Source organism: Pseudomonas sp. GW460-LB5 (genome assembly GCF_059423245.1).
Map to the genome: position 1 here is coordinate 1 of NZ_JBWKXT010000073.1, position 26,841 is coordinate 26,841.

Sequence of the window (26,841 nt, forward strand, 5' to 3'; positions counted from 1 at the left end):
CTGTAGGCGCGGCCTTGTGTCGCGAAAGGGGCGCACAGCGCCCCCGGCGATCTCAGTTTGTTACGCCGCAACCTGCCCCCCCGCTGCCACCACCCGCCCACGCCAGGCAAACAGCAACACCATCACCAACCCCAGTGCCGCCATCGCGGCGCCCGCCAGGGAAATCGCCGGGTAGCCCAGCCCTGCGTTGATCACTGCGCCACCCAGCGCGGCGCCAATCGCATTGCCCAGGTTGAACGCACCGATGTTCACCGCCGAGGCCAGGTTGGGTGCATCCTTGGCTGCCTCCATCACGCGCATCTGCAACGGCGGCACCAAGGCAAAACTGGCCGCGCCCCAGAGCAGAATCGCCACGGCTGTCGGCAGCGGCCAGTCGAGCACCAGCGGGAACACCAGCAGCACGGCAATCAACAGCGCCAACGACAGGATAAGGGTACGGTCGATCGAGCGGTCTGCCGCCTTGCCCCCCCACACATTGCCCAAGGTCAGGCCAACACCGAACAACACCAGCATGGCTGTCACGAACGTGGTGGATGCGGCCGCCTCACTCTGCAGGATCGGCGCAATGTAGGTGAACACCGTAAACATCGCACTGGAACCCACCACCGTCAGCAGCAAAGCTGCCAGCACCGGGCCGCGGCCCAGCACACGGATTTCAGCCATGGCCCCGTCGCCTTTGGGCGACGGCACATTGGGCAGCGCGTACCAGAGGGTGGTCATCGCCACCAGGCCAAGCCCGGCGATACCCCAGAAGGCTGTGCGCCAGCCCAGCATTTCACCGAACCAGGTCGCCAGCGGCACGCCGCCGATGGTGGCCAGGGTCAAGCCCATGAACATCGCCGCCACCGCCCCGGCACGCTTCTCGGGTGGTACCACGCTGGCTGCGACAATCGAGCCGATGCCGAAGAAAGCACCGTGGTTCAGTGAGGTGACAACGCGGGCCACCAACAGGCTGGCGTAGTCGCTGGCCAGGGCCGACATCAGGTTGCCCAGTGTGAAAATGGCCATCAGCCCGATCAGCAGATAACGCCGCGGGATCTTCACCGTGGCCAGGGTCATCAGCGGTGCGCCGATCAGCACGCCGATGGCATAGGCGCTGACCAGCAGCCCGGCAGCAGGGATGGAAACGCCAAGGTCAGTGGCGATACTGGGCAACATGCCCATGGGGGCGAACTCGGTGACACCGATGCCAAAGGCACCGATGGCGAGTGCAACAAGAGGTGGATTGATACGCATGGCAAGCTCCTTATCTATGCCGCAAATGCTACGATCTGTTTCAAAAGCGCACTAGACTGCTTTTTTGCTAACCACCTTTGCGCACGAGGCACAAATGGACTTCAGTGGAAGATCCGGCGAGATGGAGATATTTGCCAGGGTGGCGCAAGAAGGCAGCTTGTCGGCTGCCGCGCGGGCACTGAACCTGACGCCTTCTGCGGTCAGCCGTATCCTCGCCCGCACCGAACAGCGCCTGGGCACCCGCCTGCTGCTGCGCACCACACGGGCAATCACCCTCACTCCCGAGGGTGAGGCGTACCTGCGCGGTGCACGGCGGGTGCTGGCCGACATGCTCGAAGTGGAAGAAGCCATCACCGACCAGGGGGTGCCGCGCGGGCGCTTGCGGGTGAGCGCCGCACTGGGCCACGCCCGGTTGACCGTAGTGCCGCTGCTGGCGGCCTTCAGCGCCCGCTATCCGCAAGTGCTGGTTGACCTTACCCTCAGTGACGAAGTGGCCGACATTCTCGGTGGCCAGGCCGACGTGGCATTACGCTTCGGGCACCTGCCGGACAGCTCGTTGAGCGCCCGCGCCATTGGCGAAACCGGCCAGGTGGTGGTCGCCTCACCCGAATACCTGCAACGCTGCGGTACCCCGCTTGAGCCTGAAGACTTGGCCCGGCACAACTGCCTGCGCTTCAATTTCCGCCGCGCGGCGCCCGACTGGCCGTTCCGCCGCGACGGGCAGGCGTTCTCGTTGAAGGTGACGGGGAATATCGAATGCAGCAGCGGCGAAGCCTTGGCGCAACTGGCCAGGCTCGGTGCCGGCGTGGCACGCATCGGTACCTTCACGGTGGTCGATGACTTGGCCAGCGGGCGGCTGGTGCCATTGCTGGAGGCGTACAACCCTGACGACCGCGAGCCGATCCATGCGGTGTTCGTTGGCGGGCCGGCCATGCCGGCGCGGGTCCGGGTGTTCGTGGATTTTCTGATAGAGCACTTGTCGGGCGGCCTGCGCACCCGCTTGTAGAAAGTCTTCCGGGCTACGCGTTGGGAGCGGCCTGGTGTCACGACAGGGTGCATGAGCCGGTCGTGGTGCGCTGCGACCACAGTCTGACCTGACGTTGATATCTAGAGTTGGGTTATCTTGGACGCTTCACTGTACGGCCAGGGCCAGACCACCATGCGCATTGTCATTCCCGACGACTACCAGGATGTGATCCGCACGCTCGACTGCTTCGCCAAACTGAGCGGGCACGCTGTCAGCGTGCTTCATGAATGCCAACCCGCCACGCCAGAGCAACTTGCAGCACGCTTTGCCGACGCCGACGCACTGGTACTCACCCGCGAACGTACCCGCATCGACGCCGCCTTGCTCGACCACCTGCCTGACCTCAAGCTGATCAGCCAGACCGGCAAGGTGTCCAGCCACCTGGACCTGGCAGCGTGCACGGCGCGGGGCATAGCCGTAACCGAGGGGCGTGGCTCGCCGGTGGCGCCTGCGGAACTTGCCTGGGCGCTTATCCTGAATGCCCGTCGGCAGCTGGTACCGGCCATCGATGCCTTGCGCCAAGGCCATTGGCAGGTCAACCTGGGGCAGGCGCTGGCCGGCCAGCTGCTGGGCATTTGGGGTTACGGCAAGATCGGCCAGCGCCTGGCGCGTTACGCACAGGCATTCGACATGCACGTGCTGGTGTGGGGCAGCGACAGCAGCCGCGCCGCAGCCCAGGCTGATGGCCACCGCGCAGCCGCCTCGCGTGAGGCATTTTTTGCTGAAGCGGACATTGTCAGCCTGAACCTGCGCCTGTCGGCACAGTCGCGCCACGGGGTCACCTTCCGCGACTTGTCCAGCATGAAGCCCGATGCCCTGCTGGTAAACGTCAGCCGGGCAGAACTGATTGCCCCAGGGGCATTGCTGCAGGCACTGGATGCCGGGCGGCCGGGTTACGCGGCAGTGGATGTTTTCGAAGAGGAGCCGGTGCTCGACCCCGCCCATCCGCTGCTGCGCCACCCTCGTGTACTCAGTACACCGCACCTGGGGTATGTGGAGAAGAACGGTTACGAGCTGTACTTTGGCGACGCCTTCGACAATGTGCTGGCGTTTTTCGAAGGAACGCCAAAGAACGTTGCCAACCCCGAGGTGCTGGCGGCTCGGCGCTGAGCCCTGTGGGCGCGGGCATGCCCGCGATGGGCCGCATAGCAGCCCCAGTCATTACGTATGGACTGCACGCGCCCATTGGGCATGTGCCTTCAAGTTGCGTTCAACCGAACAGGTTCAGCCCCAGCGCAAAAACGGCCACCGCCAGCGCTACCAATGGCACAGCATTGCGCTCCAGGTACGCCGCCCAGCCAGGGCCGGCCAGCTGCTGCAATTGCAGCTCGCATTCACGCTGGCGCTCAGCCAGGCTGGCCAGACGCGCCTCGACGCTGTCAACGCGCTGAGCCTGGGTGCTGGTGGCCAGCGCTAGCCGCTTCAACGCCGTAGTCACAGTGGTGGACAACGCGTCCCGTGCCAGGTTGCTCGCGGCCAGTTGCTCCTGGTACTGCTCAAGGCTCTTGCGAATCGCCCCTTCCTTCTGCACGCGGGCCAGGGTACTTGCCACCAGCTTCCGGTTCTGCGCCTCGCCACTGGCCTGCAGCTCAGCCAGTTCGAGTGCATGCTGGGCCTGCACACTTTCAAGGCGCTCCACCTCTTGCCTGCAGAAAGCATGGCCCTCGGCCGGCGCCGGCAGGTCGTCTAGCTGTTGCTTGGGTTCGTATGGCTGGTTCATCAATTTCTGTCCGGATACAGCGGTAAAGGGCGGAAAGCTATCAAATTGGCATCACTGAATCCACCGGCCAACGAGAGAATTGAGCAGTTGATCAGGTAACGGCGGCACCGCAGGCCTGGGGGCTTTCGTCGCTGCGCAGGCGTACACTTCCCTTCAGCACAGGTTCAGGAGTTGCTCAATGCCCTACCCCATCGAACAGAAACTGGTCATTGGCGTTGCCTCGAGTGCGCTGTTCGACCTCACCGTCTCGGACGACATCTACAAGACCCAGGGGGTCGAGGCATACCGCCATCACCAGCAGCAGAACCTGGACGAGCCATTCCCCAAAGGCGTGGCGTTCCCGTTCATCCGCCGCTTCCTGAGCATCAACCAGGCCTTTCCCGATCAACTGCCGGTAGAAGTGGTGCTGCTTTCGCGCAACTCCCCGGAAACCGGCCTGCGGGTGTTTCGTTCGATCAACCACTATCAGCTGGACATCACTCGCGCAGCGTTCATGTCGGGTCGCTCGCCCTACGAGTACATCCCGGCATTCAATGCCTCGCTGTTTCTCAGTGCCAACGAGGAAGACGTGCAGAAAGCCATCGATGCCAACTACCCGGCCGGGCGGGTGCTGCCGACGCGCATCTACGATGACGAGATCGACACTGAATTGCGGGTGGCCTTCGACTTCGATGGTGTGATTGCCGACGACGAGGCGGAAAGCGTGTACAAGCGCAACGACAACCTGGACGATTTTCAAGAGCACGAGCGCGTGCACAAGGGCATTCCACATTCGCCCGGGCCGTTGGCGGACTTGTACCGCAAGCTGTCGCTGATACGCATGCTGGAGGACCGCAAGCTGGCCGAGGACCCGGCGTACAAGCGGATCTTGCGGATTGCCATTGTGACAGCGCGCAATGCGCCCTCACATGAGCGGGTGGTGACGACGTTGAAGGATTGGGGGGTGTCGCCGGATGAGTGCTTCTTTCTCGGCGGGATGGAGAAACCCAGGGTGCTGTCGATTCTCAAGCCGCATGTCTTCTTTGACGACCAGCGCAGTCACCTCCAGTCGCCGGCAGGTGATTTGCCGATGGTGCATGTGCCGTTCGGGGTGGCGAACAGGGAGCGTTCAACGACGCGCTCCCCGCTCGACACGCCTGTGCAGGAGCAGGACGACACCGGCGTTGCCGGTGCCATCCAGCCTGTCTAGCGAGCAACTTCCTCGACCGGGGTATTGACGGCCGGGCGGCTACGCTGCCCCAGCAACGCACGCGCCGCCAATGCCGCTACTACAAGGCCAGGTGACGCTGCCAGCAGCAGACCACCTACACCGGCCCCGGCCGCCAAAATCTGCCCTGCAGCCAATGGCCCGGCCATCGACCCCAGGCGCCCTACAGCCACCGAAGCCCCCACGCCGGTCGCACGCACGTGGGTCGAATACAACGTCGGCGCAAGTGCATACAGCACCAGCTGGCCACCGATGGCGCAATAGCCTGCGGTAAATCCTGCCAGCAGCATCAGGCCGAAGCTGGTCGACAACCCAAGGCCTGCCAACGAAGCGAGCATGCCAGCATACGCAATGAAAACGGCCCGCCCCGCCAAGCCTCGGTCCATCATTCGCCCGGTGAGGAACGAGCCTGCTGCGCCCCCCAGGTTGAACAGTATCTGCACCGCACCTGCCTGAGGACGGCTGTAGCCCTGCCCGATCAGTAGCGACGGCAACCAGTTGAGCAGCATGTACAGCACGGTTAGCGTGAAAAAGCACGCCACCCACAGCAACAGGGTACGGCTTACCTGCCCCGGGCCGAACAGCTGGGCCAGCATGCCGTTGCCGCCGGTGCTGGCAGCAGGCTGGGCACGGAACGCCTGGGACTCCTTCAGCCACACCATCAGCACAAAGGCAATCGCAATGGGGGCGATACCGCCCACGTAGAACACCGCCCTCCAGTCCTCGCCCAGGCCGGCCATGCCGATGACCGACGCGATCGCCCCTCCCAAGGGCACGCCGCAATAGGTGACGCTCACCGCCGTGCTGCGCAGGCGCTGCGGCGCGGCCTCGCTGGCCAGGGCAATCAGGATCGGCAAGGCTGCCCCCAATCCCAACCCGGTCATCAGGCGCACGATCAGCAACGAGGTGTATGTATCAGCGTGGGCGGTACCCAGCGAGAAGCCGCCGAACAGCAGCACCGCCACGATCAGGATTGCCTTGCGGCCCAGGCGGTCGGCCAGCCAGCCGCCAATGAACGCCCCCGGCAACAGCCCCAGCAGCCCGGCACTGAATACCCAGCCAAGCATGGCGGGCGTCAGCGCGAATGCCTTGGCCATGTGCGGTGCAGCAACCCCGGTGGCCTGAAGGTCCAGCCCTTCCAGCAGCGCCACCAGAAAACACAGGCCGATGGTAAGCACCGGCTTGCTTGAAGATGAGGATGAATCACTCATGTATGGCCCCTTTTGTTGTTATGGGTCGGGAAGTCAAAGCCTGAACGTGGCACGCAAGGAAACGAACGACGAGTCTTCGCCACCGGCTTCCTTGATGGCGGAACCTACGTCGTAGTACTTCATGTCGAGATCCAGCGTGAGGTTGGGCGTCGCCAGCCATCGGGTGTTGGCGCGGTAGATGGTGCCCACATGCCGGCCGGTGCCGCGGGTGTTGGCCAGCATGCTCATGCCAGGCATGTACACGCCATCCTCTTCGCGCTGCTTCCAGACTTCGAGCACGCCTTGTTCGAAGCGCACCGTGCGCCAGGGCGAGAAGCCGAACGTAGGCCCGACCACGATCACGTTGCTCAAGGTGGTCAGGCTGGCCTCACCGTAAACGCCGTTTCGCGGGAACAGCGGGTCGAAGGTGCCGACCTTGCCGTCGCCTGGGTCGCTATCACCGCTGGCGGCGTCGGCACGCATGCCCAGGCGCGGCTGCCAGGGGTGGTCGAAGGTGTAACCACTGTCGCTCGACACTGCCCAGGCACGGATCGAGGCGCCGCCCAGGTGGCCGCCCTGCCCGGCCAGGTTCCAGCTCCAGTCCAAGGCCTGATAGCGGCCAAACAGGCGCGTGCCGTAGGTGTAGCGCTGTTCGTCCCCAGCCTCGCCGGCCAGGCTGCGGTCATCGGTTTGCAGGCCGAACGCGAACAAATCCATGTTCCATACGGCCGTCAGCGGCAGGGTGCCGTACAGACCGTAAAACTTCACCGCGTTGTTACTGCCATCGTCCCAGCTGTCTTCACCTGTTTTCAACGGCCTGACGGCAAAGGCATCGAGCTTGCGCCCGTCCTTGAGGTTGAGGCTGGCACGCACGCCATCGAAGCTCAAGCGCAGGTTGGGCACATCACGGTAGGTGACGAACACCTGGTCGCCGAAGGCCATCTCCTGGCGCCCGACCCGCGTCGTATAGCGCCCCGCAGCAAAATCGTGATTGAAGTCGATGAATGCCTGGCGGATTTCATTTCGACCTTCGTCATTAGGTGAGTACAGGTCTTTGCCGAATGCACGGGTGTTCTCGACCTGCACGAAGGTGCGCAGGGCGTCATCAAACAGGTGCAGGTCAGCATGCGCTTGCAAGCGCTGCAACAAATAGGAATCGTCGTTCAGGCCACGCAAGCCGAAGAAGGGCTTGTTCAGTACGTCGGCGCGATAACGCGCCTCAGCCCCCAGTTGCAGCCAGGCCGACTCGGACAAACGATGGTAGCGCAGCCCATCGAACGGGTCGCCGGCCTTGGCGGGGTCATCCAGAAAACGGTAGTCCTCGACCCAGCGCGGGGCGCCAGGCCTGCCTGGCCGGCTGTCTTCAAGCGGACTGGCCGCTTGCACGCACTGGCACAGCGAAAGCAGCACAACGGGCACCAACGCCCGGTTCAACGGCCTCGTCATCAGAATTTCCCTTTACTTGTTTTTATAAAATTGGATAACTCTGTTAACGATTATTTTTGTTAATCATCTTGCCGTCAATAGCCAATCGACTGCCCGCAAGAGGCAGGCGGCATTGAGCGTTCGCTGATCGAACGCTTATGCACGCAGGTGCTGCGATATGGCGCCATTGGTGGCTACTATTGGCCTTGCGCGCTGTCTGCTACGCGGTCATACGCGTCTAAACACTCATTAAAACAACAAGAGCACCTACATGAACTGCCTCAAACCCCTTGCTGCCCTCGGCCTGCTGATGCTTGGCGCAAGCCAAAGCCTGGCTGCGCCAACCGTTAAGCAACCAAACATTCTGCTTATTGTTGCCGATGACCTCGGCTTTTCCGACTTGTCTGCGCTTGGAAGCGAAATCCAGACCCCGCATCTGGACCAGCTACTGGCCGACGGCCGCCTGATGCTGGACTTTCATGCCGCGCCCAGTTGCTCCCCCACCCGCGCAATGCTGATGTCGGGCAACGACCCGCACATTGCCGGGCTGGGCATGATGGCCGAAGCACGCAAACGGCTGCCCCCAGGTTCCGAAGTGCGCGCAGGCTACGAAGGCGTGCTCGGGGCCAACGTCGCCACCTTGGCCGAACTGCTGCACGATGCCGGGTACCGCACCTACATATCTGGCAAATGGCACCTGGGCATGCAGCCCGCTCAGCAGCCGCAAAATCGTGGTTTCGACCAGGCCTACGTGCTGCTGGAAGGGGGCGCTGCGCACTTCAAGCAAGCCAACATGGACTTGCAGTCGAACTACAGCGCAACGTTCCAGCACAACGGCAAACCCATCGAACTGCCCGACGACTTCTACTCAAGCACCTGGTTCACTGACCGCCTGATTTCCGCCATCGACGAAGGCAAGGCCAGCCAAAAACCCTTCTTCGCCTTCGCCGCCTACACCGCGCCACACTGGCCCTTGCAGGCGCCAGACAAATACCTGGCGCAGTACCGCGGCCGCTACGATCAGGGTTACGAGGCCATTGCCCACGAACGCCTGGAGCGCCAGCGCAAAGCCGGGCTGGTGCCGGCGGACTTCCCGCGCCAAGCGCAACTGGAGGGCGTGCCGAGCTGGGCATCACTGACCGTTGAGCAGCAACGCCAGTCAGCGCGCACCATGGAGGTGTACGCAGCCATGGTCGCCGCACTGGATGCCGAAGTCGGTCGGCTGGTAGATCACCTGCGCAAGGCCGGCGAGCTGGATAACACGCTGATCCTGTTCATGTCCGACAACGGGCCGGAAAACGCTACCCGCGTCGACCCGAACTGGATCAAGCAGCATTTTGACAACAACCTGGACAACTACGGCAAACCTGACTCGTTCCTGATGATCGGCCCGGCCTGGGCCCAGGTCAGCGCCCTGCCCAGCCGTCGCTACAAGATGACGACCTACCAGGGCGGCATCCGCGTGCCCGCCTTTGTCTATTACCCGGCAACGATCAAGCCCGGGCGCAGCGAAGAACTGGCCAGCGTCAGGGACATCATGCCCACCCTGCTGCAACTGGCGGGTGCGCCCATGCCCGGCATCAAATACCGGGAACGCGATATCGTGCCGCCGCAAGGCACCTCGGCGTTGGCCTACCTGCAGGGCCAGGACGCGCGAATTCATGCCGAGGACGAAGCCCTGGGCTGGGAAATCAACGGCAGCGCCTCGTTGCGCAAAGGCCCGATGAAACTGCTGTGGGACGCCACCGATGGCAAGCCGGCCTGGCACCTGTACGACCTGGGCAAAGACCCCGGTGAGCACCACGACATCGCTGCCGATCACCCCGAGCAGGTCGCCAGCATGCTGCGCGACTGGAAAGCGTATGCGCAGCGCAGCAATATCGCTATCGACGCCGATGGCCACCCCGCAAGCCCTGCCAAACCGGCCACCCCGACCGTGGCCAGCAAGCCATGATTGCCCGAGTAGCCGGCTGCGCACTGGTCGCCGCCGGCCTGCTCGCCGTGGGCTACAGCGCCTGGCCAGAAGCCCCGGCGCCGGTGCTGCTGTGCAACGGCTACAGTGGCCTGCCCGCAGCACGCCAGGGCGCCTGGCGTGACGGCCTGGTGCGCGTGCCAGGCGGCACGTTCAGCTTTGGCTCGGACCGCTTCTACGACGAAGAAGGCCCGCCCCATACGGCTAGCGTGGCGGATTTCTGGATCGATGTGCATCCGGTCACCAACGCCCAGTTTGAACGCTTCGTAGCCGCTACCGGTTACCTCACCCATGCCGAGCGGGGCATCAGCTTCAAGGACGACCCCACCCTGCCCGAGCACCTGCGGGTGCCTGGCGCGATGGTATTCCAGCAAGGGCCGGACGTGCTCAGCCCTGGCTGGCAATTCATGCCTGGGGCGAGCTGGCGTCACCCGCAAGGCCCGGGCAGCAGCTTGGCGGGGCTGGAAAACCACCCGGTGGTGCAGGTGGCGCTTGAAGATGCCCAGGCGTATGCCCACTGGGCCGGGCGCACGCTTCCCACCGAGGCCCAGCTGGAATACGCCATGCGCGGAGGCTTGCAGGATGCCGACTTCAGCTGGGGCAAAACGGAACTGCCCAAAGGCCGGATCATGGCCAATACCTGGCAGGGCCAGTTTCCATATCACAACGCGGCAGCCGACGGCTTCACCGGTACTTCACCGGTGGGCTGCTTTCCGGCCAACCGCTTTGGCCTGTTCGATGCCGGGGGCAATGTGTGGGAACTGACCCGAACGGGCTATCGTCCTGGCCACGACCCACAGCGTGACGCCGCCCTCGACCCGCCAGGCCCCACCCTGGACCAAAGCTTCGACCCCGCCGAACCTGGGGTGAAAGTGGCCGTGATCAAGGGCGGTTCGCACCTGTGCTCGGCAGACCGGTGCATGCGCTACCGGCCCTCGGCGCGGCAACCGCAGCCGGTGTTCATGGCGACCTCACACGTAGGGTTCAGAACGGTTGGTGAATAAACGGCAAAGGTGCTGCGGCCGCGTCGATGGCCGCCACCTGCCGGTCGAAATCGGGCAACAGGTAGTCGAAGAAGTAACGGGCACTTTCCTGCTTTTCCAGGCGCTGCGGCGCGTCGACAGGCAGCGCCTGGATGCAGCGGCACGTGCGGGCCCAGGCATAGGCCTGCAAGGCTGTACCGCAAAGTTGCAGAAAGTCGCCCGCAGCCCGGTACGGGTACTCGGGGTCGTCTGCTGCGCTGAGCTGCACCTTGGCAAGCACCATTTCCAGCGTGTCGCAAACCCTGCGCAACGCATCGCCCTCCTCGCCCGCACCCGTTTCCTGCCGCAGCTCGACCAGCAGCAGCGCAAAGCCTTCGCCCCCATCCCCCAGCACCTTTCGCAGCAGCAAGTCGTTGGCCTGCACTTCATTGGTGCCTTCGTAGATCATCGCAATGCGGCTGTCGCGCAGCGTTTGCTCGATGGCGAACTCGCAGGTGTAGCCATAGCCGCCGAACACCTGCAGCGCCTTGCTGGCCAGGTTGAAACCGAGGTCGGTGAACACGGCCTTGATGATGGGCGTCAACAGCGCTGCCAGCTTCGAGGCCTTCGCCCGTTGTGCGAGGTCAGCTGATGCATCGGCAATATCCAGCCAGTGCGCTGCCCAGTAGCCCAGGGCCCGCATGCCTTCGGTGCGCACACGCAGCTCCAGCAAGATGCGGCGCATGGCAGGGTGCAGGTGAATGGGGTCGGCAGCGCCCTTGGCCTGCCCCGGTGCATTCATCTGCCGGCGCTCCCAGGCGTACGCGCTGGCGTACTGCCAAGCCGCCTGGGCATGCGCCAGCCCCTGCAGGCCGACATGCAGCCTGGCCGAGTTCATCATCACGAACATGGCGGCCAGGCCACCGTGCGCCTGCCCCACCAGCCAGCCGCTGGCCCCTTCGAAACGCAGCGCGCAGGTGGCGCTGCCGCGAATGCCCAGCTTGTGCTCAAGGCCATCGCAGTACACGGCATTGCGCTGGCCATCGTCCAGCCATTTCGGCACCAGCAGCAGCGACAAACCACGGCTGCCCGCTGGCGCATCCGTTAGCCGCGCCAGCACCAGATGCACGATGTCGTGTGTCAGGTCGTGGTCGCCGCCAGAAATGAACAACTTGTTGCCGGTGACGGCGTAGCGGCCGTCGCCCATGGGTTCAGCGCGACAACGTAGCAAGCCGAGGTCACTGCCGGCCTGAGGCTCGGTCAGGCACATGGTCGGCAGGGTCTCGCCGCTGACGATGCCCGGCAGATAGCGCGCCTGCAGTTCGTCAGACGCATGGGTTTTCAGGCACAGGTAGGCGCCATGGGCGATGCCGGTGTACATGGCCCAGGCGTGATTGCTGGCGAACAGCATCTCCTGCAAGGCAGCATCCAGCACCTGGGGCAGCCCTTGCCCGCCGAGTTCCGGGGCACAGGCCAGCGCCGGCCAACCACCCTCGACATAGGCTCGATAGGCCGCCGCAAAACCCTCCGGCGTGCGTACATCACCGTCGTCCAGGCGGCAGCCTTGGCGATCGCCCGGTGCATTCAGCGGGGCCAGCACCTGTTCACTGAAGCGGGCGGCCTCTTCCAGCACCTGAGTGGCCAGGTCGAGATCGATATCTGCATAGGGAGGCATTGCCTGCCAGGCCAGCTCGGCCCGCAGCCAGTGTTGCAGCACGAATTGCATGTCCGCCAATGGCGCCTTCCAGGGCATGGGCTACCTCGCGTTCAAGCCGTGAATTGGGGGTTTTCGATCAGCAGCGCCATGCCTTGGCCGCCACCGATGCAGGCGGCTGCGATCCCGTAGCGCAGGCCGTCCCGGCGCAGTTGCCGAGCCAGGGTGTGCACCAGCCGCAGGCCGGTGGCGGCCAAAGGGTGGCCCAGGGCGATGGCACCACCATGAACGTTGAGCTTTTCCACATCGAGCTGCAGCGCCCGGGCCACGGCCAGCACCTGGGCAGCCTGGGCCTCGTTGATTTCGAAACGGTCGATCTGCGCCAGGCGCAGGCCGCTGCGTTCCAGCAGCAGCGCGATGGCTGGGGCAGGCCCGATGCCCATGGTGTGCGGCGACACACCGACCGCCGTGGCCATCAGCAAGCGCGCCAACGGCAGCCGGGTACAGGCTGAGTAGCGCGCCACCACAGCTGCGGCAGCGCCATCGACTACTGCACAACTGTTGCCCGCCGTTTGTACGCCGTCACGGTGCACCGCACGCAGCCGGGCCAACGCTGCAGCATCCGTCGTGCGTGGGTGGCTGTCCCGGCTGATTTCGCTTACCCCACGGGGCAGCTCGATCCCGCGTGGCAAGCAGCCTTCAATATCGAATGCCTCAGCCGTGACACCGACGATCTCCTCATCGAACCAGCCCTGCTGCTGGGCGCGCAAGGCGCGCTGGTGGCTGCGCAAGGCCCAGGCATCCACGCATTCACGGTGCAAGCCGTACTCACGCGCCAGGTTGTCAGCAGTACCGATCATATCCACCCCGGCAGCGGGGTCGTACAGCGCTTCCCAGAGGAAGTCCTTGAAGCCGACCGGCGCACCCAGCCGAAAACCGTTTCGATGTTCGTAGGCCGCAACCGGGTTGCGCGACATCGACTCGGCGCCCACGCACAGCACCTGCTGCGCGCCACTGCGCAGCTGCTCGCCAGCCTGGCGCAACAGTTCAAGGCCGGTGCCGCAGATACGTTGCACCGCCAGCGCCGGGACGGCCTGAGGCACGCCGCAGTACAAGCCCACATGGCGCGGCAGGAAGTAGGCATCGAAACTGGCCTGGGCCATGCTGCCGGCGAGCACGCTGTCCACCGCCTGCGGGGCAATACCTGCCCGAGCCAGCAGCGCACGCCCGGCCTTGATCCCCAGGTCGATGGGCGACACAGCGGACAGTGCGCCGCCCAGGTCTACCCAGGGGGTACGCACCATGCCCACAATGGCTGCGTCATCGAACGCTGTACACAGGCCGGCACTGCTCATGACCGACCCTGTGCGTGCAGCTGGGTCGGGCCTTCACCGCGGTACAACGCATCTACCTGCACGGCCCGCCGCTGCAGCACCGCACGCTGGTTGATCGAACCCTTGTCGGTGATTTCGCCCGCGTCGATCGACGGCGGCTCTTCGAGCAGCGCCAGCCACTCGATGCGGCTGGCGTTGCCCTGGGCATCACGGTTCAGGCGCGCCAGCCAGGCGGCAAACCAGTGGCGTACCGTTTCGCAGCCCAACACCTCGGCATCACTGGCATCGGCCGCCAGGCCAGCAAGTGCCCGGCACTCGGGCAAACGCGGGAACACCAGCAACCCCAGGCACTCGCGGTCCGGCGCGGTTACCACGATGTCCTGCACATAGGGCGAGCCTTCCAGTACCGCTCGGTTACGCAGCGGGCCGACACTGACGAATACCCCGGACGACAACTTGAAGTCCTCGGCGATACGGCCATCGAACATCAGCCCCTGCTCGGGCTGCTGCAGGTCGGCCAGTTTCAGCGCATCGCCAGAGCAGTAGAAGCCCTCCTCGTCAAAGGCCTCGGCGGTTTGCTGCGGCGAACGCCAGTACCCCGGCATGATGTGCGGGCCACGGAAGCGCGCCTCCAGCTTGTCGGCCTGGGGTACGAGCTTCACTTCGCAACCCGGCGCCGGCAGCCCCACATAACCGGCCATCGATAACGGCCCGGTGGTGAAGGTGCAGGACGGCGCCGCCTCGGTCATGCCCAGGCCAGCCATCATGCGGATGCGCTCGCCACAGTGCTGCTCGGCGATGCGGTCCAGGCGGTCCCATACGCTTTGCGACAGGCCCGCGGCGGCGAAGAAGAACAGCTTGATGCGCGCGAAGAACACGTCACGCAACTGGGCGTCCTGTTCCAGTGCCTTGGCCAGCTCTTCCCAGCCCTTGGGTACGGTCAGGTAGGCTGTTGGCGAGATTTCGCGCAGGTTGCGCAAGGTTTCGCCGAAGCCTTGCGGGGTGGGTTTGCCCGCGTCCAGGTAAAAACTGCCACCGTTGTACAGCACGATGCCAAGGTTGTGGCTGCCGCCAAAGGTGTGGTTCCAGGGTAGCCAGTCCACCAGCACCGGCGGCTCTTCAGCAAACACCGGAAAGGTCTGCAGCAACATCTGCTGATTGGCGCAGAGCATGCGCTGGGTGGTGATCACTGCCTTGGGCAGTTTGGTGGAGCCCGACGTGAAGAGGAACTTGGCGATGGTGTCGGGCCCGGTGGCGGCAAACGCTGCATCGCCAGCAGCGGTGTCGCACGGTTGCAGCAGGCTGTCGAAGCTCAAGTGCACACGCCCCGGCGCTTCGCCGCGCATGCTGACCACGGGTACCGACGCATCAAGCACGGCATCGAAGGCGCGCAAAAACGGCTGAGTATCGGTGGTGAACACCAGGCCGGGGGTCAACACCTGGCACACATGCCGCAGCTTGGCAAAGTCCTGCGACAGCAGCGCATAGGCCGGCGACACCGGGCAATACGGGATGCCGGCATACATGGCGCCCAGCGCAATCTGCAGATGCTCGATGTCATTGCCGGAAAACAGCGCCAACGGCCGCTCGGCGCTCAGGCCAAAGCCCAGCAGGTGGGTGGCGATGGTGCGCACCTGGCTGAGCATTTGCGCATAGGTGATCTCGCGCCAGGCGCCGTCAGGCTCACGCGCGGCAATAAAAACTGTATCGGGGCGCATCTGCGCCCAGTGCAGCAGCCGGTCGAGCAAGCGCGCAGGCAGCGGCGCCAGCGGCTCGACCGGCTGCATGCGCAGGATGCCGTCGGCTTCACTGACCTGCACCTGAGGGTGCCCGATGGACACCTGCCTGTAGGGCGTGCATTGGCCAGGGTCGGACGACCGTAAGCGGGCTTCGGTATTCACGCAGGTTGCTCCTTGTTCTTGTTGTACATCCTGCCGCCGCCCGGCGCTGCCGGTGGCGGCCAATCGCGTGTTGCTCAGATGGGATAATGCCGCGGGCCATGCTGCAGGGTGACCCAGCGCAGCTGGGTGAACTGGTCGATGGCCGTGCGGCTGCCGAAGCTGCCGTAGCCACTCGACTTGACCCCGCCAAACGGCATCTGCGCCTCGTCGTGCACGGTCGGGCCATTGATGTGGCAAATGCCCGACTCCACCCGCTGGGCCAAGGCCAGCGCACGGCTGGTGTCGCGGCTGAAGATGGCTGACGACAGGCCGAACTCGGAGTCGTTGGCCAGCTTCAGCAGGGCCTCGTCACCCTCACCGCGCAACACCACCGCCACCGGCCCGAAGGACTCCTCGCGGTACAGGCGCATGCTGTTGTCGACGTGATCGAGCAGGGTCGGCTGCAGGATGCTGCCCTGCAGCTGGCCGCCGCATACCAAGCGTGCGCCCTTGGCCACGGCATCGTCGATCAAGGCCTTGATGCGCTCACCAGCCGCACCGCTGACCAATGAGCCGAGCACTGACGTACTGGCCTGCGGGTCGCCGGCGCGCAGCCCGGTCACCTTCGCCGCCAGCTTCTCGACGAAGGCATCGGCGATGCGACTGTCCACCACCAGCCGCTCCGTGGACATGCAGATCTGCCCTTGGTTGAAGTAGGCACCAAACGCCGCGGCTTCGACTGTGGCGTCCAGGTCGGCGTCGTCCAGTACCAGCAACGGGGCTTTGCCGCCCAGCTCCAGCAAGGCTGGCTTGAGGTGCCGAGCGGCCAGCTCACCGACAATGCGCCCAACGTGGGTAGAACCGGTAAAATTCACGCGGCGCACGGCCGGGTTGGCGATCAGCCGTTCGACGATGGCCGGGGCGTCTTGCGGGGCATTGCTGATCACGTTGACAACGCCGTCACCCAGGCCTGCATCGTGCAACACCTGGCCGATCAGCCGATGCACTGCCGGGCTCAGCTCCGATGCCTTGAGCACCACCGTGTTGCCGCACGCCAGCGGCATGGCGATGGCCCGGGTGGCAAGGATGACCGGCGCGTTCCAGGGCGCGATGCCCAGCACCACGCCACAGGGTGCGCGCAAGGCCATGGCGAAACTGCCGGGTACATCCGATGGGATGACTTCGCCGGTTATCTGCGTGGTCATGCCTGCAGCTTCGCGCAGCATGTTGGCGGCCAGTTTCACGTTGAAGCCATACCAGTTGGCCATGGCCCCGGTTTCACCCGCCAGCGCGATGAACTCGTTTGCCCGCGCCTGCAGCAAGTCTGCACCGGCCAACAACCGGCTGCGGCGCTCGCCGGGCGCCAAGGCGGCCCAGGCCGGGAACGCAGCACTGGCAGCGGCTACCGCCGCATCAGCATCGGCCAGCGTGGCGGCGGCGGCTTGCGACACCCCTTCGCCGGTGACCGGATTGCAGCGTTCGAAAGTACGTCCGTCACTGGCGGGGCACGCCCGCCCGCCGATCAGCAAAGGCACCTGCAACATGCTTATTCCTCTTTTTGTACTTGTCGGGAATATCTGCAGGCTGTGACCGGTAATGGCCCAGCCCGCTTGAACTCAGCGCTTGTAGGCCTGCAGGCCTGGCTTGATGCTCTTGTCGTCCAGGAACTGCTTCATGCCCTGCTCGCGCCCGCCTTCGGTGTCCAGCAGGCGGGACTGGTCGAGCTTGGCGTACAGGTAGTCTTCGTTCTGCTCCCAGGTCAGTTCGCGGCAGCGCTTGAAGCCGTGCTTGGCCGCACGCAGCACCACCGGGTTCTTTTCCAGCAGGTTGAGCGCCAGTTCGCGGGTGACGTCGCGCAATTGCGCCAGCGGCACGCTTTCGTTAACCAGCCCCATCTCGGCGGCTTTAGGCCCGCCGAACGTCTTGCCGGTCATGATGTAGTACAGCGACTGACGGTGGCCAACGGTATCGGCCATGGCTTTGCTGACCAGGTTGCCCGGCGGGATGCCCCAGTTGATTTCCGACAGGCCAAAGGTGGCCTCGTCGGCACAGATGGCCAGGTCGCAGGCCACCAGCGGGCTGAAGCCGCCGCCAAAGCACCAGCCGTTGACCATGGCGATAGTCGGCTTGGCGTACATGCGCAACAGCTTCCATTGCCATTGCGAGGCTTCGCGGCGGATTTTTTCCTGGAGGATTTCCGGGCCGGCGTCCACTTCACGGAAGTATTCCTTCAGGTCCATGCCTGCGGTCCACGACTCACCTGCCCCAGTCAGCACCAGCACCCCGGCGTCGCTGTCCTGCTCCAGGGTTTCCAGCACGTCGACCATTTCCCGGTTCAGCGTGGGGCTCATGGCATTGCGCTTTTCCGGGCGGTTGAGGGTGACCCAGGCAATGCCCGACTCCAGTTCGACCTTCACGGTAGCCCAGCGGCCTTCGTATTTGCTCATGGTTCTGCACTCTTGTTGTTCGAGGTGGTGAACACCAAGCTAAGCGAGCTAATTAGTTATGTCAATTAACTATTATGAAAATTATCTTTCCTGCACTGCCTGTTGGACGGTGATTTCCCAGACACTCCTCTAGCCGGATTACGCCAAGGCAGGCAGACTGGGTAACTTTCTTATCCATGAGCCAGGAGCCTGTACCCCCATGGCAAGGTCTGCCCGCACTACCGAAACCGCTTCCATGCCCGCTGCAGCTGCGGATGGAGTGCTTGAAGACTTGATCGGTTACGCCCTGCGCCGCGCCCAATTGAAGCTGTTTCAGAACCTTATTGGCCGGCTCTCGGCACACGACCTGCGCCCGGCGCAGTTCTCGGCGCTGGCGGTGATCGAGCAGAACCCTGGGTTGATGCAGGCGGACCTGGCGCGGTCGCTGGCGATCGAGCCACCGCAGGTGGTGCCCCTGCTGAACAAGCTGGAGGAACGAGCCCTGGCCGTGCGCGTGCGGTGCAAGCCCGACAAGCGCTCTTATGGGATTTTTCTGAGCAAAGCGGGTGAAGCGCTGTTGAAGGAACTGAAGCAAATTGCCCATGACAGTGACCGCGAGGCGACCTCGGCGCTGGATGATGAGGAACGCGGGCAGTTGTTGCGGTTGCTGACGAAGATCTACCAGGCGTAAGGAGAACACCCGCCTGGGCATCACAAAAAATGCATTTTTTCGATTTTACAAATTTGATTTAATCATTTTTGAGAATATTAGCTTAGGTTGAAAAAGTATTTCAAAAGCGTTTTTCATAGAGATATGTTCTCACCAGACCGACCCCTGACTGGCGGAGGCAAAGGAACCTAATACCTCCTTCAGCCTCAGGTCACCTCACCCGGCTCCGGTATCCAGGTATCCGAAATCCCATTCGATGCTGGTTATCTGGAAGCTGCAGCATGAAGCCCTTGCCCTACCCTGTTCGCCATCACCTGTCCGCCGCCGTTGCGTTCGCCCTGTTCACGCCCACAGCCTTCGCCGAGCCTGTCGAAAAGCCTGGCGACAAGCTGCCAACCGTCACCGTCACGGCGGAGCACCGGGAAGAAAACCTGCAGAAAACCCCGCTGGCGATCAGCGCCTTCGACGAGCGCACCCTGCAGGACGCGCAGATCAACAACATCCGCGACCTGTCTGGCTGGGTGCCCAACCTGACGCTTAACCGCCAATCCATTTCCTACAGCGCACAAACCTACGGCATACGCGGCATTGGCGAGACCGACCCAATCCAGGAAGCGGCTGTTGCGGTCTACGCCGACGACCTATACATCCCGCGGGCGATTTCTTCGATGCTGGACTTCAACGACGTGGAGCGCGTTGAGGTGCTGCGCGGCCCACAAGGCACCCTGTACGGGCGCAACAGTGCAGCCGGCGCGATACGGGTAATCACCCGCGACCCGACCCAGCAGGCCCGCGCCTTCGTCGAGCTGGGTGCCGGCAACTTCAATGCACAGAACGGGCGCCTGCTGGTCAGCGGGCCATTGGTGGACAACACCCTGTTCGGCAGCTTTTCAGCGATCCGCCTGACCCGCGACGGCACCGTCTACAACCGCACCCGTGACAAGGATGTCAACAACATCGACATCCAGTCCTACCGCGGCAAGCTGCGCCTGGCCCCGCAGGATTCGCCCTGGGACGTGCAACTGACCCTGGCCGGCACCTTCGACCGTGGCGATACCACCAGCTATACGCCCTTCAACCCGGCCAACGGCCATTTCGACAAATTCAAGACCTACAGTAGCCTCGACCCCAAGAACCAGCTGGATCAGGGCAGCGCGGTGCTGCGCGCGATCTACAGCATCGATGACCACCTGAATTTCAAGTCGGTCACGGCCTGGTCGGAATTCGACCAGCCGGTGGACTACGACAACTCCGGCCAGGCCAACAGCGGCACCGCGTCACCGATCCAGAACAACCTGATCACCTACAAGCAGCGCTACGCCACCCAGGAATTCCAGCTCAACGGCGAATACGACAGGTTCAGCTACACCCTCGGCGTGTACCTGTACAAGGAGCGCTTCCGCGCCGAGCGCGACAGCCTGACCTTTTCGGTGGCGCAGAACCGGGTCAACGCCAGCGGCCAATACAGCACCACCGATACCGAAAGCTACGCGTTGTACGGGCAGAGCAATTACAAGCTCACCCCACGCCTGTCGCTGACCACCGGCCTGCGCTTTACCCACGAGCACAAGCACTTCGATTACACCAACTACGCCATCACCACCGACAGAGCAATTACTGGCACCAACTTCGCTGCCGAAACCAGCGACTCCTGGGCATCACTCAGCCCCAAGATCGGCCTGGAGTACGCCTGGAGCGACAACCTGGTGCAGTACGGCTATGTGGCCCGGGGCTTCAAGGCCGGCGGCTTCGACAACCGCGCGCCAACCCGCGCCGCTGCCGAGCAGGGCTTTGAGCCGGAAAACGTCACCACCTATGAGGTGGGCTTCAAGGGCGACTTTGCCGATGGCCGCCTGCGCAGCAACATCGCCTTCTTCTATAACGACTACGACGACCTGCAGACCAATGCCTGGGACCCAGCCATCAGCGCCAACCTGCGCACCAACGTAGGCAGTGCCCACACCTACGGCGTGGAACTGGAAAACACCGTGCTGCTGGCGCGCGACCTGCGCCTGACCGCCAACCTGGGCTACCTGAAAAGCCAGTACGACGACTTCCAGAACGCCAGTGGCCCAGGCGTGAGTGCCGACGGCAAGGAAATGATCTTTGCACCGCAATGGAACGCCAGCCTTGGCCTGAACTGGACGCTGCCCGTCAACCTGCCGGGTGAGCTGGTGGCCAACACCGACTACCAGTACCAGACCCGCTCCTACGCCAACCCGCTGAACGCCGACATCTACGAAGTACCTGCCCAGGGCTTCTGGAATGCCAGCACCAGCTATGCCAGCGCGGACGGCCACTGGACCACCACCCTGTCGGTCAAGAACCTGCTCGACCGCGCCTACCCGCAAAGCATCGCCTACTCGGCCGCCAGCCGCACCGCCTACTACTCGGTCAACGATCCACGCAGCGTGCTGCTGAGTGTGCGCTACGAGCTGTAGCGCCGCGCTGAACGGACTCACTTTCCACTTGCAAGGAGAACACACCATGGGCTTGACCCGTAGAGACCTTATTGCCCACCTGATGGCCGCTGGCAGCTACGGCGCCGCGCTTGGCAGCCTGTCCGCGCTGGGCCTGTTGCCCGCAGCAGCCACGGCCAGCACCTTCCAGCCGCTGGGCCTGCCGACCACGTCCGGCAACGGCAAGCGCGTGCTGGTGGTGGGGGCTGGCATCAGCGGCCTGGTGGCAGCCTATGAACTTGGCAAAGCCGGTTTTGACGTGCGCGTGCTGGAAGCCCGCGAGCGAATCGGCGGCCGCGCCTGGACGCTGCGCAACGGTGACGAGGTCCTGCACAATGACGGCAGCCGCCAGCAGGTGCGGTTCGACAACGGCCACTATTTCAATGCAGGGCCCGCACGCCTGCCCAGCCATCACCTGACCATCCTCGGCTACTGCCGCGAGCTGGGCGTGCCGCTGGAAGTGCTGGTCAACAGCAGCCGCAACGCCCTCGCCCAACCGGACCTTGCGCAGCCACCGTTACTGCTGCGCCAGGCGGTGAATGACACCCGTGGACACCTCAGCGAACTGCTGTCGCGCAGCATCAGCGGCAAAGCGCTGGACAAGGAGCTGGACACGGGCGATCAGAAGGCCTTGCTGGACTTTCTCAAGGTGTACGGTGACCTCGACGAGCAGCGTCATTACAAGGGCTCGGTTCGTGCCGGCTACACCCGCTTCGCCGGGGCGGGCGACCAGACACCGATCCAGCGCCAGCCAGTGGCACTCAAGCAGCTGCTCAACCCTAACCTGATGCTGCCGCTGGTGTTCGACGAGATCCCGGAGTTTTCCGCCACCATGTTCCAGCCGGTCGGCGGCATGGACCAGATTGCCAAGGCCCTGTACGCCAAGGTGCAGGACAAGGTGCAACTGCATGCCGAAGTGCAGGCGATCCGCACCGGAGACAACGGTAGCCAGGTTACCTGGCGTGACCGGCGCAGCGGCAAGTCCCAAGTGGAAACCGCCGACTACGCCATCGTCACCATCCCCCTGCCACTGCTGGCCCGGGTTGACCACAACTTTGGCAAAACCACCCAGGCGGCCATCGCCCAGGCCAAGCCGGACCTGGCCAACAAGGTGGCCTGGCAGGCACCCCGGTTTTGGGAAAGCGAGTTCCAGATCTATGGCGGGCTCTCCTATATCAACCACGAAGCGCGGCTGCTGTGGTACCCCAGCGATCACCTGAACAGTGCCCAGGGCATCCTGGTGGGCACCTACAACACCGGCGAAGTGGCGCGCACATTTGCCACGCGCTCGACAGAGCAGCAACTGGCAGCGTCGCGCCAGGCCGTGGAGTCGCTGCACCCGGGCCACGCCGGCAAGTTGCAGCGTGGGGTGGCGGTCAACTGGTCCAAGGTACCGTTCAGCGAAAGCCCGTGGATTGTCCATGACGTGCTTGCCGAGCCCGGTTATTCGCACCTCAACCAGCCCCAAGGCCGCACCTGGCTGGCCAGCGATGCACTGGCCCATGGCGGGGTGGGTATCTGGCAGAACAGTGCTGCGGACTCGGCCCGCCATGTGGTCGGGCAGATCGCCCGGCACGCCCTGCAACAGCAACGCGGCGTCGCCGCCTGAACAAGGAAGCCCTTTGATGAACACAACTGCCCTGCTGCTTGGAGCCTTCATGTCACTGTCCGCACTGACCGCCCAGGCCGACACCATCAAGCGTGTCGACCCGCCAGGCTCGAAGTTCCCCATTTCGCAACTGGTCACCGTACCCGCCGGCACCTCGCTGACCTTCGTCAGCGGCACCTTGCCCGACGTTGCCGACCCCAAGGCGCCACCACAGACCATTGCCGCCTATGGCAACACCGAAACCCAGACCCGCTCAGTGCTGAACAAGATCCAGGCTGCGCTGCAAAGCCAGGGTCTGGGCCTGGGTGACGTAGTACAGCTGAGGGTGTTTCTGGTAGGCGACCCGGCCACTGAGGGCAAGCTGGATTTTGCCGGGCTGCAAGCCGCCTACACCGAGTTTTTCGCCACTGCCGAGCAACCGAGAAAGCCAACCCGCACCGCCTTGCAAGTGGTGGCCCTGCCCCTGCCGGGCGCCCTGGTCGAAATCGAAGCGGTCGCTGCAAAAGCGCCCTGAAACGCCGCTAACCCACCCCTATTGCTTGCCTGCCGGGACCACCCGGCGGGCGGCCCCTGTGCACCCGCTGTTCAACAGCGCTCATGGAGAGCGAACATGCTTCACGCCCTGAAACTGCCCAGCCCGCGCCTGCAACCCGCACTGCTGACCATGGCCCTTGGCACCACCGGCCTGGCCACGCCTGCTGCATTTGCCGAAACCACTGCCCAGGCCAACGACCCGGCACAGCTGGGCACCGTGATCGTCACAGGTAACCGCGGCTCGGAAAAACGCACGGTCACCACAAGCCCGGTGCCGATCGATGTGATCAGCGCCAAGCAGCTGCAGCAAACCGGCAAACCCGGCCTGATGGAAGCCCTCAGTGCCAGCGTGCCGTCTTTCACCCTGCCGGAGAAAACCGGCTGGGACGCCAGCGGCATGGCCCGTGCGCCCAGCTTGCGCGGGTTAAATGCGGCCCAGGTGCTGGTGCTGGTGAACGGCAAACGCCGCCATACCAGCGCCACCCTGAACATCAGCGGCATCCATGCGGGCGCAGCGCCCACCGACCTTGACCTGATCCCCATCAGCCTCATCGACCACGTCGAGGTGCTGCGCGATGGCGCAGCCGCCCAGTACGGCTCCGACGCCATCGCCGGGGTGATCAACGTGATCCTCAAGGCCGACGCTTCCGGCACCTCGGTGACCAACGCAGGCCAGGGTTACGACGGCAAAAAGCAGACCGTGCAGCAAGGCTTGAACAAGGGCTTCGAGATCGGCGACAGCGGCATCGTGCAGCTGGCCCTGGATGCGCGCAGCCAGAACGACGACAACAAGGCCAGTGCTAACGGCTACAGCTATGCCGAAGCCTTCGACAAGGCTGGCAAGTCAACCTACGGCGGCTACGGCACACCGAAGATCAACCTGCTGACCTTGGGCTACAACGCCGAGCTGCCGCTAAGCGACGACCTGGCCCTGTATTCGTTCACCACCTATTCACACCGCAAGGCCGAGCAGGGGCAGAACTTCCGCCTGCCGACCATCACCAACACCATCACCACCGGGCCTAACGGTTACCCCAGCGGTTACACACCCACCTGGTACATCGAGGAAGAGGATGTGCAGGGCGCCTTCGGCGCCAAGGGCAATGTCGGGGAATGGGCCTGGGGCCTGTCCAGCACCTACGGGCGCAACGAGGCGCTGCAAGGCACCACGCACAACCAGAACGCCTCGCTGGGCGAGGCCACGCCCAACCATTTCGAATCGGGCACCTGGGTCGCCACACAGCTGACCAGCAACCTGGACCTGCAGCGCAGCTTCGACATTGGCCTGGGCAAGCCGCTTGACCTGTCCTGGGGCCTGGAGCACCGCCGTGACACCTACCAGGTGCGCGATGGCGACTGGGCCTCGTGGGCCAACGGCGGCTACTGCCGTGCGCCCGGGGACTGCGCAGCCTCCGGTGCACAGGTCACCAACGGTATCTCACCGGAAGAAGCCACCAGCACCAGCCGCAACAGCGTGGCCAGCTACATCGACGTCGGCTTCAACCCGCTGCCGCAGTGGTACCTGGGCAGCGCGCTGCGCTACGAACACTACAACCGCGGGGTGGGCGCCACCCGCAGCGGCAAACTGACCACCGCTATGACTTCACCCCCGCGCTGGCCGTGCGCGCCACGGTCAGCAACGGCTTTCGCGCACCGTCGCTGGCCAACAGCCTGTTCAGCGCCCGCTCGACCACCTACGGTGTGGTCAATGGCGTGTACCAATCGATCAACTACGGCGTACTGCCTGTGGACTCGGCGGCAGCCAAGGCATTGGGCGCCACCGCACTCAAGCCCGAGCGCTCGACCAACTACAGCCTGGGCCTGACCTACCAGCCTGCACCGCAGCTGTCGTTCACCGCAGATGCTTACGTGATCAACGTGCGCGACCGCATCACCCTCACCGGTACCCTGCTGGGCGACGAAGTGACCCAGACGCTGCTGGACAACGGTATCGATTCCACCTCTGGCGGGCGCTATTTCACCAACGGCGCCAATACCCGCACCAAGGGCCTGGACCTGGTGGGCAATTTCGACCAGAACCTGGGCAACTGGGGGCAACTGAAATGGACCGCCGCCTTCAACTGGAACCAGACGCAGATCCTGAGCTACAAGGAGAACGTCAATATCCAGGGCACGGACTACAGCCTGATGGACCGCCAGGCGCGCAACTTCCTGACCGAGGTGCAGCCGCACACCAAGTTGATTCTGGGCGCCAACTGGCAGCGCGACCGCTGGACCAGCAACCTGACCCTGACCCGCTATGGTTCATGGCGTGAAGTGAACTCGGCGACTGACCGCAGCCTCGACCGTGAATACAAGGCGCGCTGGATCACCGATATCGACGTGGGGTACCAGCTGAGCAAAGACCTCAACCTGGCGGTGGGAGCGCAGAACCTGTTTGATGTTTACCCCGAGCGGCAGAACCCCAGCAGCAAGACCATGACCAAGGGGTATGGGGCCTATTCGCCTTATGGCTTTACCGGGGGTTACTACTTCACGCGGCTGACCTACAACTTCTGATGTGCATCGCTCGCATACTGGGGCCGCAAAGCGGCCCCAAAAATCCAAGCTAGCACGCATATTTAAAACCAAAAACCATGCCGGTGGGCTAGATTCATTCGAAAGACGAGGCGCACCCTATGAGCCTGATCCCCGGATTATCTGACAATGCTCGCGTGCTGATATGCGGTGCAAGCCGAGGTATCGGCCTGGCATTGTGTAAGGCGATGCTGGCCCGCGATGATGTAAGCCGCGTCTGCGCTGTGTCGCGGCACGCCCGCACCGCTGAGGGACTGCTTGCACTTGCCCAGGCACATGGCGAACGCTTGGTACTGCTCAATTGCGATGCTCGCGACGAGCTGGCGCTGGCTGCGCTTGCATCCGAGGTGGGCCATGCCTGCCCACACCTTCACCTGGTTATCAGCACACTCGGTATCCTCCACCAGGAGGGCAGCAAAGCCGAGAAATCGCTGGCCCAACTGGACCTCTCCAGCCTGCAGGCCAGCTTCGCCACCAACGCATTCGCACCGATCCTGCTGCTCAAGCATCTGTTGCCGCTGCTGCGCAACCAGCCCGCCACCTTTGCGGCGCTGTCGGCCAGGGTAGGCTCGATCGGTGACAACCGACTGGGCGGCTGGTACAGCTATCGCGCGAGCAAAGCGGCGCTGAACCAGCTGCTGCACACGGCAAGCATCGAACTGAAACGCCTGAACCCGAACGCCACGGTGCTGGCGCTGCATCCGGGCACTACCGATACCGGGCTGTCGCGGCCGTTTCAAGGGAATGTGCCGGAGGGGAAGCTGTTTGAACCGGCGTTTGCGGCACAGTGCGTGATGGAGCAGGTGGGGCGGCTTGGGCCATCGGAGAGTGGCAGTTTTTGGGGGTGGGATGGCGAGCGGATAGCGTGGTGAGTGCGCTCGCGCCGGGTAGCGGTTGCAGCCCGGCCGAGGCAATGCGTTCCATCGCGAGATCAGCTCAGCGAGGGCCACCACCCTGATGACCGCCGAAGCCACCCCCACCGCCACCATGACCACCAC

The 26,841-nt window shown here is 63.9% G+C and carries 19 protein-coding genes and 1 pseudogene; 11 read left to right on the forward strand and 9 right to left on the reverse strand.

The genetic code is table 11. From position 1 onward, the window contains the following. Positions 1–60: 60 nt before the first annotated feature. A complete protein-coding gene (locus AC07XM_RS27810; RefSeq protein ID WP_102690033.1) occupies positions 61–1,236 on the reverse strand; it encodes an MFS transporter in 1,176 nt (391 codons plus the stop codon). Positions 1,237–1,330: 94 nt separating this feature from the next. Between AC07XM_RS27810 and AC07XM_RS27815 the strand changes: the two genes are divergently transcribed. Together AC07XM_RS27815 and AC07XM_RS27820 are read left to right on the forward strand one after the other, a co-directional pair. Beyond that, positions 1,331–2,242: a LysR family transcriptional regulator gene (locus AC07XM_RS27815; RefSeq protein ID WP_102690034.1), complete on the forward strand. Its 912-nt coding sequence runs from the start codon at positions 1,331–1,333 to the stop codon at positions 2,240–2,242. 153 nt (positions 2,243–2,395) lie between these two features. Continuing rightward, positions 2,396–3,373, forward strand: coding sequence for a D-2-hydroxyacid dehydrogenase family protein (locus tag AC07XM_RS27820; RefSeq protein WP_016487692.1), 978 nt, complete (start codon positions 2,396–2,398; stop codon positions 3,371–3,373). A gap of 100 nt (positions 3,374–3,473) precedes the next feature. On the opposite strand, the gene AC07XM_RS27825 is transcribed toward AC07XM_RS27820, so the two are convergent. Then, positions 3,474–3,983 carry a hypothetical protein gene (locus tag AC07XM_RS27825; protein ID WP_102690035.1) on the reverse strand — a complete coding sequence of 170 codons (510 nt, stop codon included), beginning with the start codon at positions 3,981–3,983 and terminating at the stop codon, positions 3,474–3,476. A 178-nt stretch (positions 3,984–4,161) separates the two neighbouring features. Here AC07XM_RS27825 and AC07XM_RS27830 point away from each other — a divergent pair, with 178 nt between their 5' ends. Beyond that, on the forward strand, positions 4,162–5,172 hold the full coding sequence (locus AC07XM_RS27830; RefSeq protein WP_102690036.1) for a 5'-nucleotidase: 1,011 nt from the start codon (positions 4,162–4,164) through the stop codon (positions 5,170–5,172). On the opposite strand, the gene mhpT is transcribed toward AC07XM_RS27830, so the two are convergent. Then, positions 5,169–6,401: a 3-(3-hydroxy-phenyl)propionate transporter MhpT gene (gene mhpT / locus AC07XM_RS27835; RefSeq protein ID WP_102690037.1), complete on the reverse strand. Its 1,233-nt coding sequence runs from the start codon at positions 6,399–6,401 to the stop codon at positions 5,169–5,171. The two genes, AC07XM_RS27830 and mhpT, sit on opposite strands and share 4 nt — an antisense overlap. Positions 6,402–6,434: 33 nt before the next feature. Further along, positions 6,435–7,826: an alginate export family protein gene (locus AC07XM_RS27840; RefSeq protein WP_016487696.1), complete on the reverse strand. Its 1,392-nt coding sequence runs from the start codon at positions 7,824–7,826 to the stop codon at positions 6,435–6,437. A gap of 250 nt (positions 7,827–8,076) precedes the next feature. On the opposite strand from AC07XM_RS27840, the gene AC07XM_RS27845 reads away from it, so the two are divergent. Beyond that, on the forward strand, positions 8,077–9,759 hold the full coding sequence (locus tag AC07XM_RS27845; protein WP_095115520.1) for an arylsulfatase: 1,683 nt from the start codon (positions 8,077–8,079) through the stop codon (positions 9,757–9,759). Then, positions 9,756–10,781, forward strand: a complete 1,026-nt coding sequence (locus AC07XM_RS27850; protein ID WP_095115522.1) for a formylglycine-generating enzyme family protein — start codon at positions 9,756–9,758, stop codon at positions 10,779–10,781. The genes AC07XM_RS27845 and AC07XM_RS27850 overlap by 4 nt, the downstream gene beginning before the upstream one ends. On the opposite strand, the gene AC07XM_RS27855 is transcribed toward AC07XM_RS27850, so the two are convergent. The 5 genes from AC07XM_RS27855 to AC07XM_RS27875 form a co-directional block, all read right to left on the reverse strand. Then, the gene (locus AC07XM_RS27855; protein ID WP_016487699.1) at positions 10,762–12,492 is read right to left on the reverse strand and encodes an acyl-CoA dehydrogenase; all 1,731 of its coding nucleotides are present in this window, start codon (positions 12,490–12,492) and stop codon (positions 10,762–10,764) included. The genes AC07XM_RS27850 and AC07XM_RS27855 overlap by 20 nt on opposite strands. A gap of 14 nt (positions 12,493–12,506) precedes the next feature. Then, a complete protein-coding gene (locus AC07XM_RS27860; protein WP_102690038.1) occupies positions 12,507–13,748 on the reverse strand; it encodes a thiolase family protein in 1,242 nt (413 codons plus the stop codon). Further along, a complete protein-coding gene (locus tag AC07XM_RS27865) occupies positions 13,745–15,628 on the reverse strand; it encodes a feruloyl-CoA synthase (RefSeq protein WP_102690039.1) in 1,884 nt (627 codons plus the stop codon). Before AC07XM_RS27865 ends, AC07XM_RS27860 begins: the two co-directional genes overlap by 4 nt. A gap of 74 nt (positions 15,629–15,702) precedes the next feature. Further along, positions 15,703–17,151 carry an aldehyde dehydrogenase gene (locus AC07XM_RS27870; protein WP_060517254.1) on the reverse strand — a complete coding sequence of 483 codons (1,449 nt, stop codon included), beginning with the start codon at positions 17,149–17,151 and terminating at the stop codon, positions 15,703–15,705. Positions 17,152–17,223: 72 nt separating this feature from the next. Beyond that, a complete protein-coding gene (locus AC07XM_RS27875) occupies positions 17,224–18,054 on the reverse strand; it encodes a p-hydroxycinnamoyl CoA hydratase/lyase (RefSeq protein WP_016487703.1) in 831 nt (276 codons plus the stop codon). Between the two features lie 199 nt (positions 18,055–18,253). On the opposite strand from AC07XM_RS27875, the gene AC07XM_RS27880 reads away from it, so the two are divergent. The 6 genes and pseudogenes from AC07XM_RS27880 (at position 18,254) to AC07XM_RS27905 (ending at position 26,715) form a co-directional block, all read left to right on the forward strand. Next, on the forward strand, positions 18,254–18,724 hold the full coding sequence (locus AC07XM_RS27880; protein ID WP_023049344.1) for a MarR family winged helix-turn-helix transcriptional regulator: 471 nt from the start codon (positions 18,254–18,256) through the stop codon (positions 18,722–18,724). Positions 18,725–18,984: 260 nt separating this feature from the next. Beyond that, entirely contained in the window at positions 18,985–21,144 is a 2,160-nt protein-coding gene (locus tag AC07XM_RS27885; RefSeq protein ID WP_102690040.1) for a TonB-dependent receptor, read from the forward strand. 46 nt (positions 21,145–21,190) lie between these two features. Further along, on the forward strand, positions 21,191–22,771 hold the full coding sequence (locus tag AC07XM_RS27890) for a flavin monoamine oxidase family protein (RefSeq protein ID WP_016487705.1): 1,581 nt from the start codon (positions 21,191–21,193) through the stop codon (positions 22,769–22,771). Positions 22,772–22,787: 16 nt separating this feature from the next. Then, on the forward strand, positions 22,788–23,285 hold the full coding sequence (locus tag AC07XM_RS27895; RefSeq protein ID WP_016487706.1) for a RidA family protein: 498 nt from the start codon (positions 22,788–22,790) through the stop codon (positions 23,283–23,285). A gap of 150 nt (positions 23,286–23,435) precedes the next feature. Beyond that, positions 23,436–25,825, forward strand: a pseudogene (locus tag AC07XM_RS27900) (TonB-dependent receptor plug domain-containing protein). 119 nt (positions 25,826–25,944) lie between these two features. Beyond that, positions 25,945–26,715 carry an SDR family NAD(P)-dependent oxidoreductase gene (locus tag AC07XM_RS27905; RefSeq protein ID WP_024717913.1) on the forward strand — a complete coding sequence of 257 codons (771 nt, stop codon included), beginning with the start codon at positions 25,945–25,947 and terminating at the stop codon, positions 26,713–26,715. Positions 26,716–26,841: the final 126 nt, after the last annotated feature.

What these genes read in the sequence shown, in the direction of transcription:
- AC07XM_RS27810 (WP_102690033.1), bottom strand. Translation starts at nt 1,236, where the DNA reads ATGCGTATCAATCCACCTCTTGTTGCACTCGCCATCGGTGCCTTTGGC.
- AC07XM_RS27815 (WP_102690034.1), top strand. Translation starts at nt 1,331, where the DNA reads ATGGACTTCAGTGGAAGATCCGGCGAGATGGAGATATTTGCCAGGGTG.
- AC07XM_RS27820 (WP_016487692.1), top strand. Translation starts at nt 2,396, where the DNA reads ATGCGCATTGTCATTCCCGACGACTACCAGGATGTGATCCGCACGCTC.
- AC07XM_RS27825 (WP_102690035.1), bottom strand. Translation starts at nt 3,983, where the DNA reads ATGAACCAGCCATACGAACCCAAGCAACAGCTAGACGACCTGCCGGCG.
- AC07XM_RS27830 (WP_102690036.1), top strand. Translation starts at nt 4,162, where the DNA reads ATGCCCTACCCCATCGAACAGAAACTGGTCATTGGCGTTGCCTCGAGT.
- mhpT (WP_102690037.1), bottom strand. Translation starts at nt 6,401, where the DNA reads ATGAGTGATTCATCCTCATCTTCAAGCAAGCCGGTGCTTACCATCGGC.
- AC07XM_RS27840 (WP_016487696.1), bottom strand. Translation starts at nt 7,826, where the DNA reads ATGACGAGGCCGTTGAACCGGGCGTTGGTGCCCGTTGTGCTGCTTTCG.
- AC07XM_RS27845 (WP_095115520.1), top strand. Translation starts at nt 8,077, where the DNA reads ATGAACTGCCTCAAACCCCTTGCTGCCCTCGGCCTGCTGATGCTTGGC.
- AC07XM_RS27850 (WP_095115522.1), top strand. Translation starts at nt 9,756, where the DNA reads ATGATTGCCCGAGTAGCCGGCTGCGCACTGGTCGCCGCCGGCCTGCTC.
- AC07XM_RS27855 (WP_016487699.1), bottom strand. Translation starts at nt 12,492, where the DNA reads ATGCCCTGGAAGGCGCCATTGGCGGACATGCAATTCGTGCTGCAACAC.
- AC07XM_RS27860 (WP_102690038.1), bottom strand. Translation starts at nt 13,748, where the DNA reads ATGAGCAGTGCCGGCCTGTGTACAGCGTTCGATGACGCAGCCATTGTG.
- AC07XM_RS27870 (WP_060517254.1), bottom strand. Translation starts at nt 17,151, where the DNA reads ATGTTGCAGGTGCCTTTGCTGATCGGCGGGCGGGCGTGCCCCGCCAGT.
- AC07XM_RS27875 (WP_016487703.1), bottom strand. Translation starts at nt 18,054, where the DNA reads ATGAGCAAATACGAAGGCCGCTGGGCTACCGTGAAGGTCGAACTGGAG.
- AC07XM_RS27880 (WP_023049344.1), top strand. Translation starts at nt 18,254, where the DNA reads ATGGCAAGGTCTGCCCGCACTACCGAAACCGCTTCCATGCCCGCTGCA.
- AC07XM_RS27885 (WP_102690040.1), top strand. Translation starts at nt 18,985, where the DNA reads ATGAAGCCCTTGCCCTACCCTGTTCGCCATCACCTGTCCGCCGCCGTT.
- AC07XM_RS27890 (WP_016487705.1), top strand. Translation starts at nt 21,191, where the DNA reads ATGGGCTTGACCCGTAGAGACCTTATTGCCCACCTGATGGCCGCTGGC.
- AC07XM_RS27895 (WP_016487706.1), top strand. Translation starts at nt 22,788, where the DNA reads ATGAACACAACTGCCCTGCTGCTTGGAGCCTTCATGTCACTGTCCGCA.
- AC07XM_RS27905 (WP_024717913.1), top strand. Translation starts at nt 25,945, where the DNA reads ATGAGCCTGATCCCCGGATTATCTGACAATGCTCGCGTGCTGATATGC.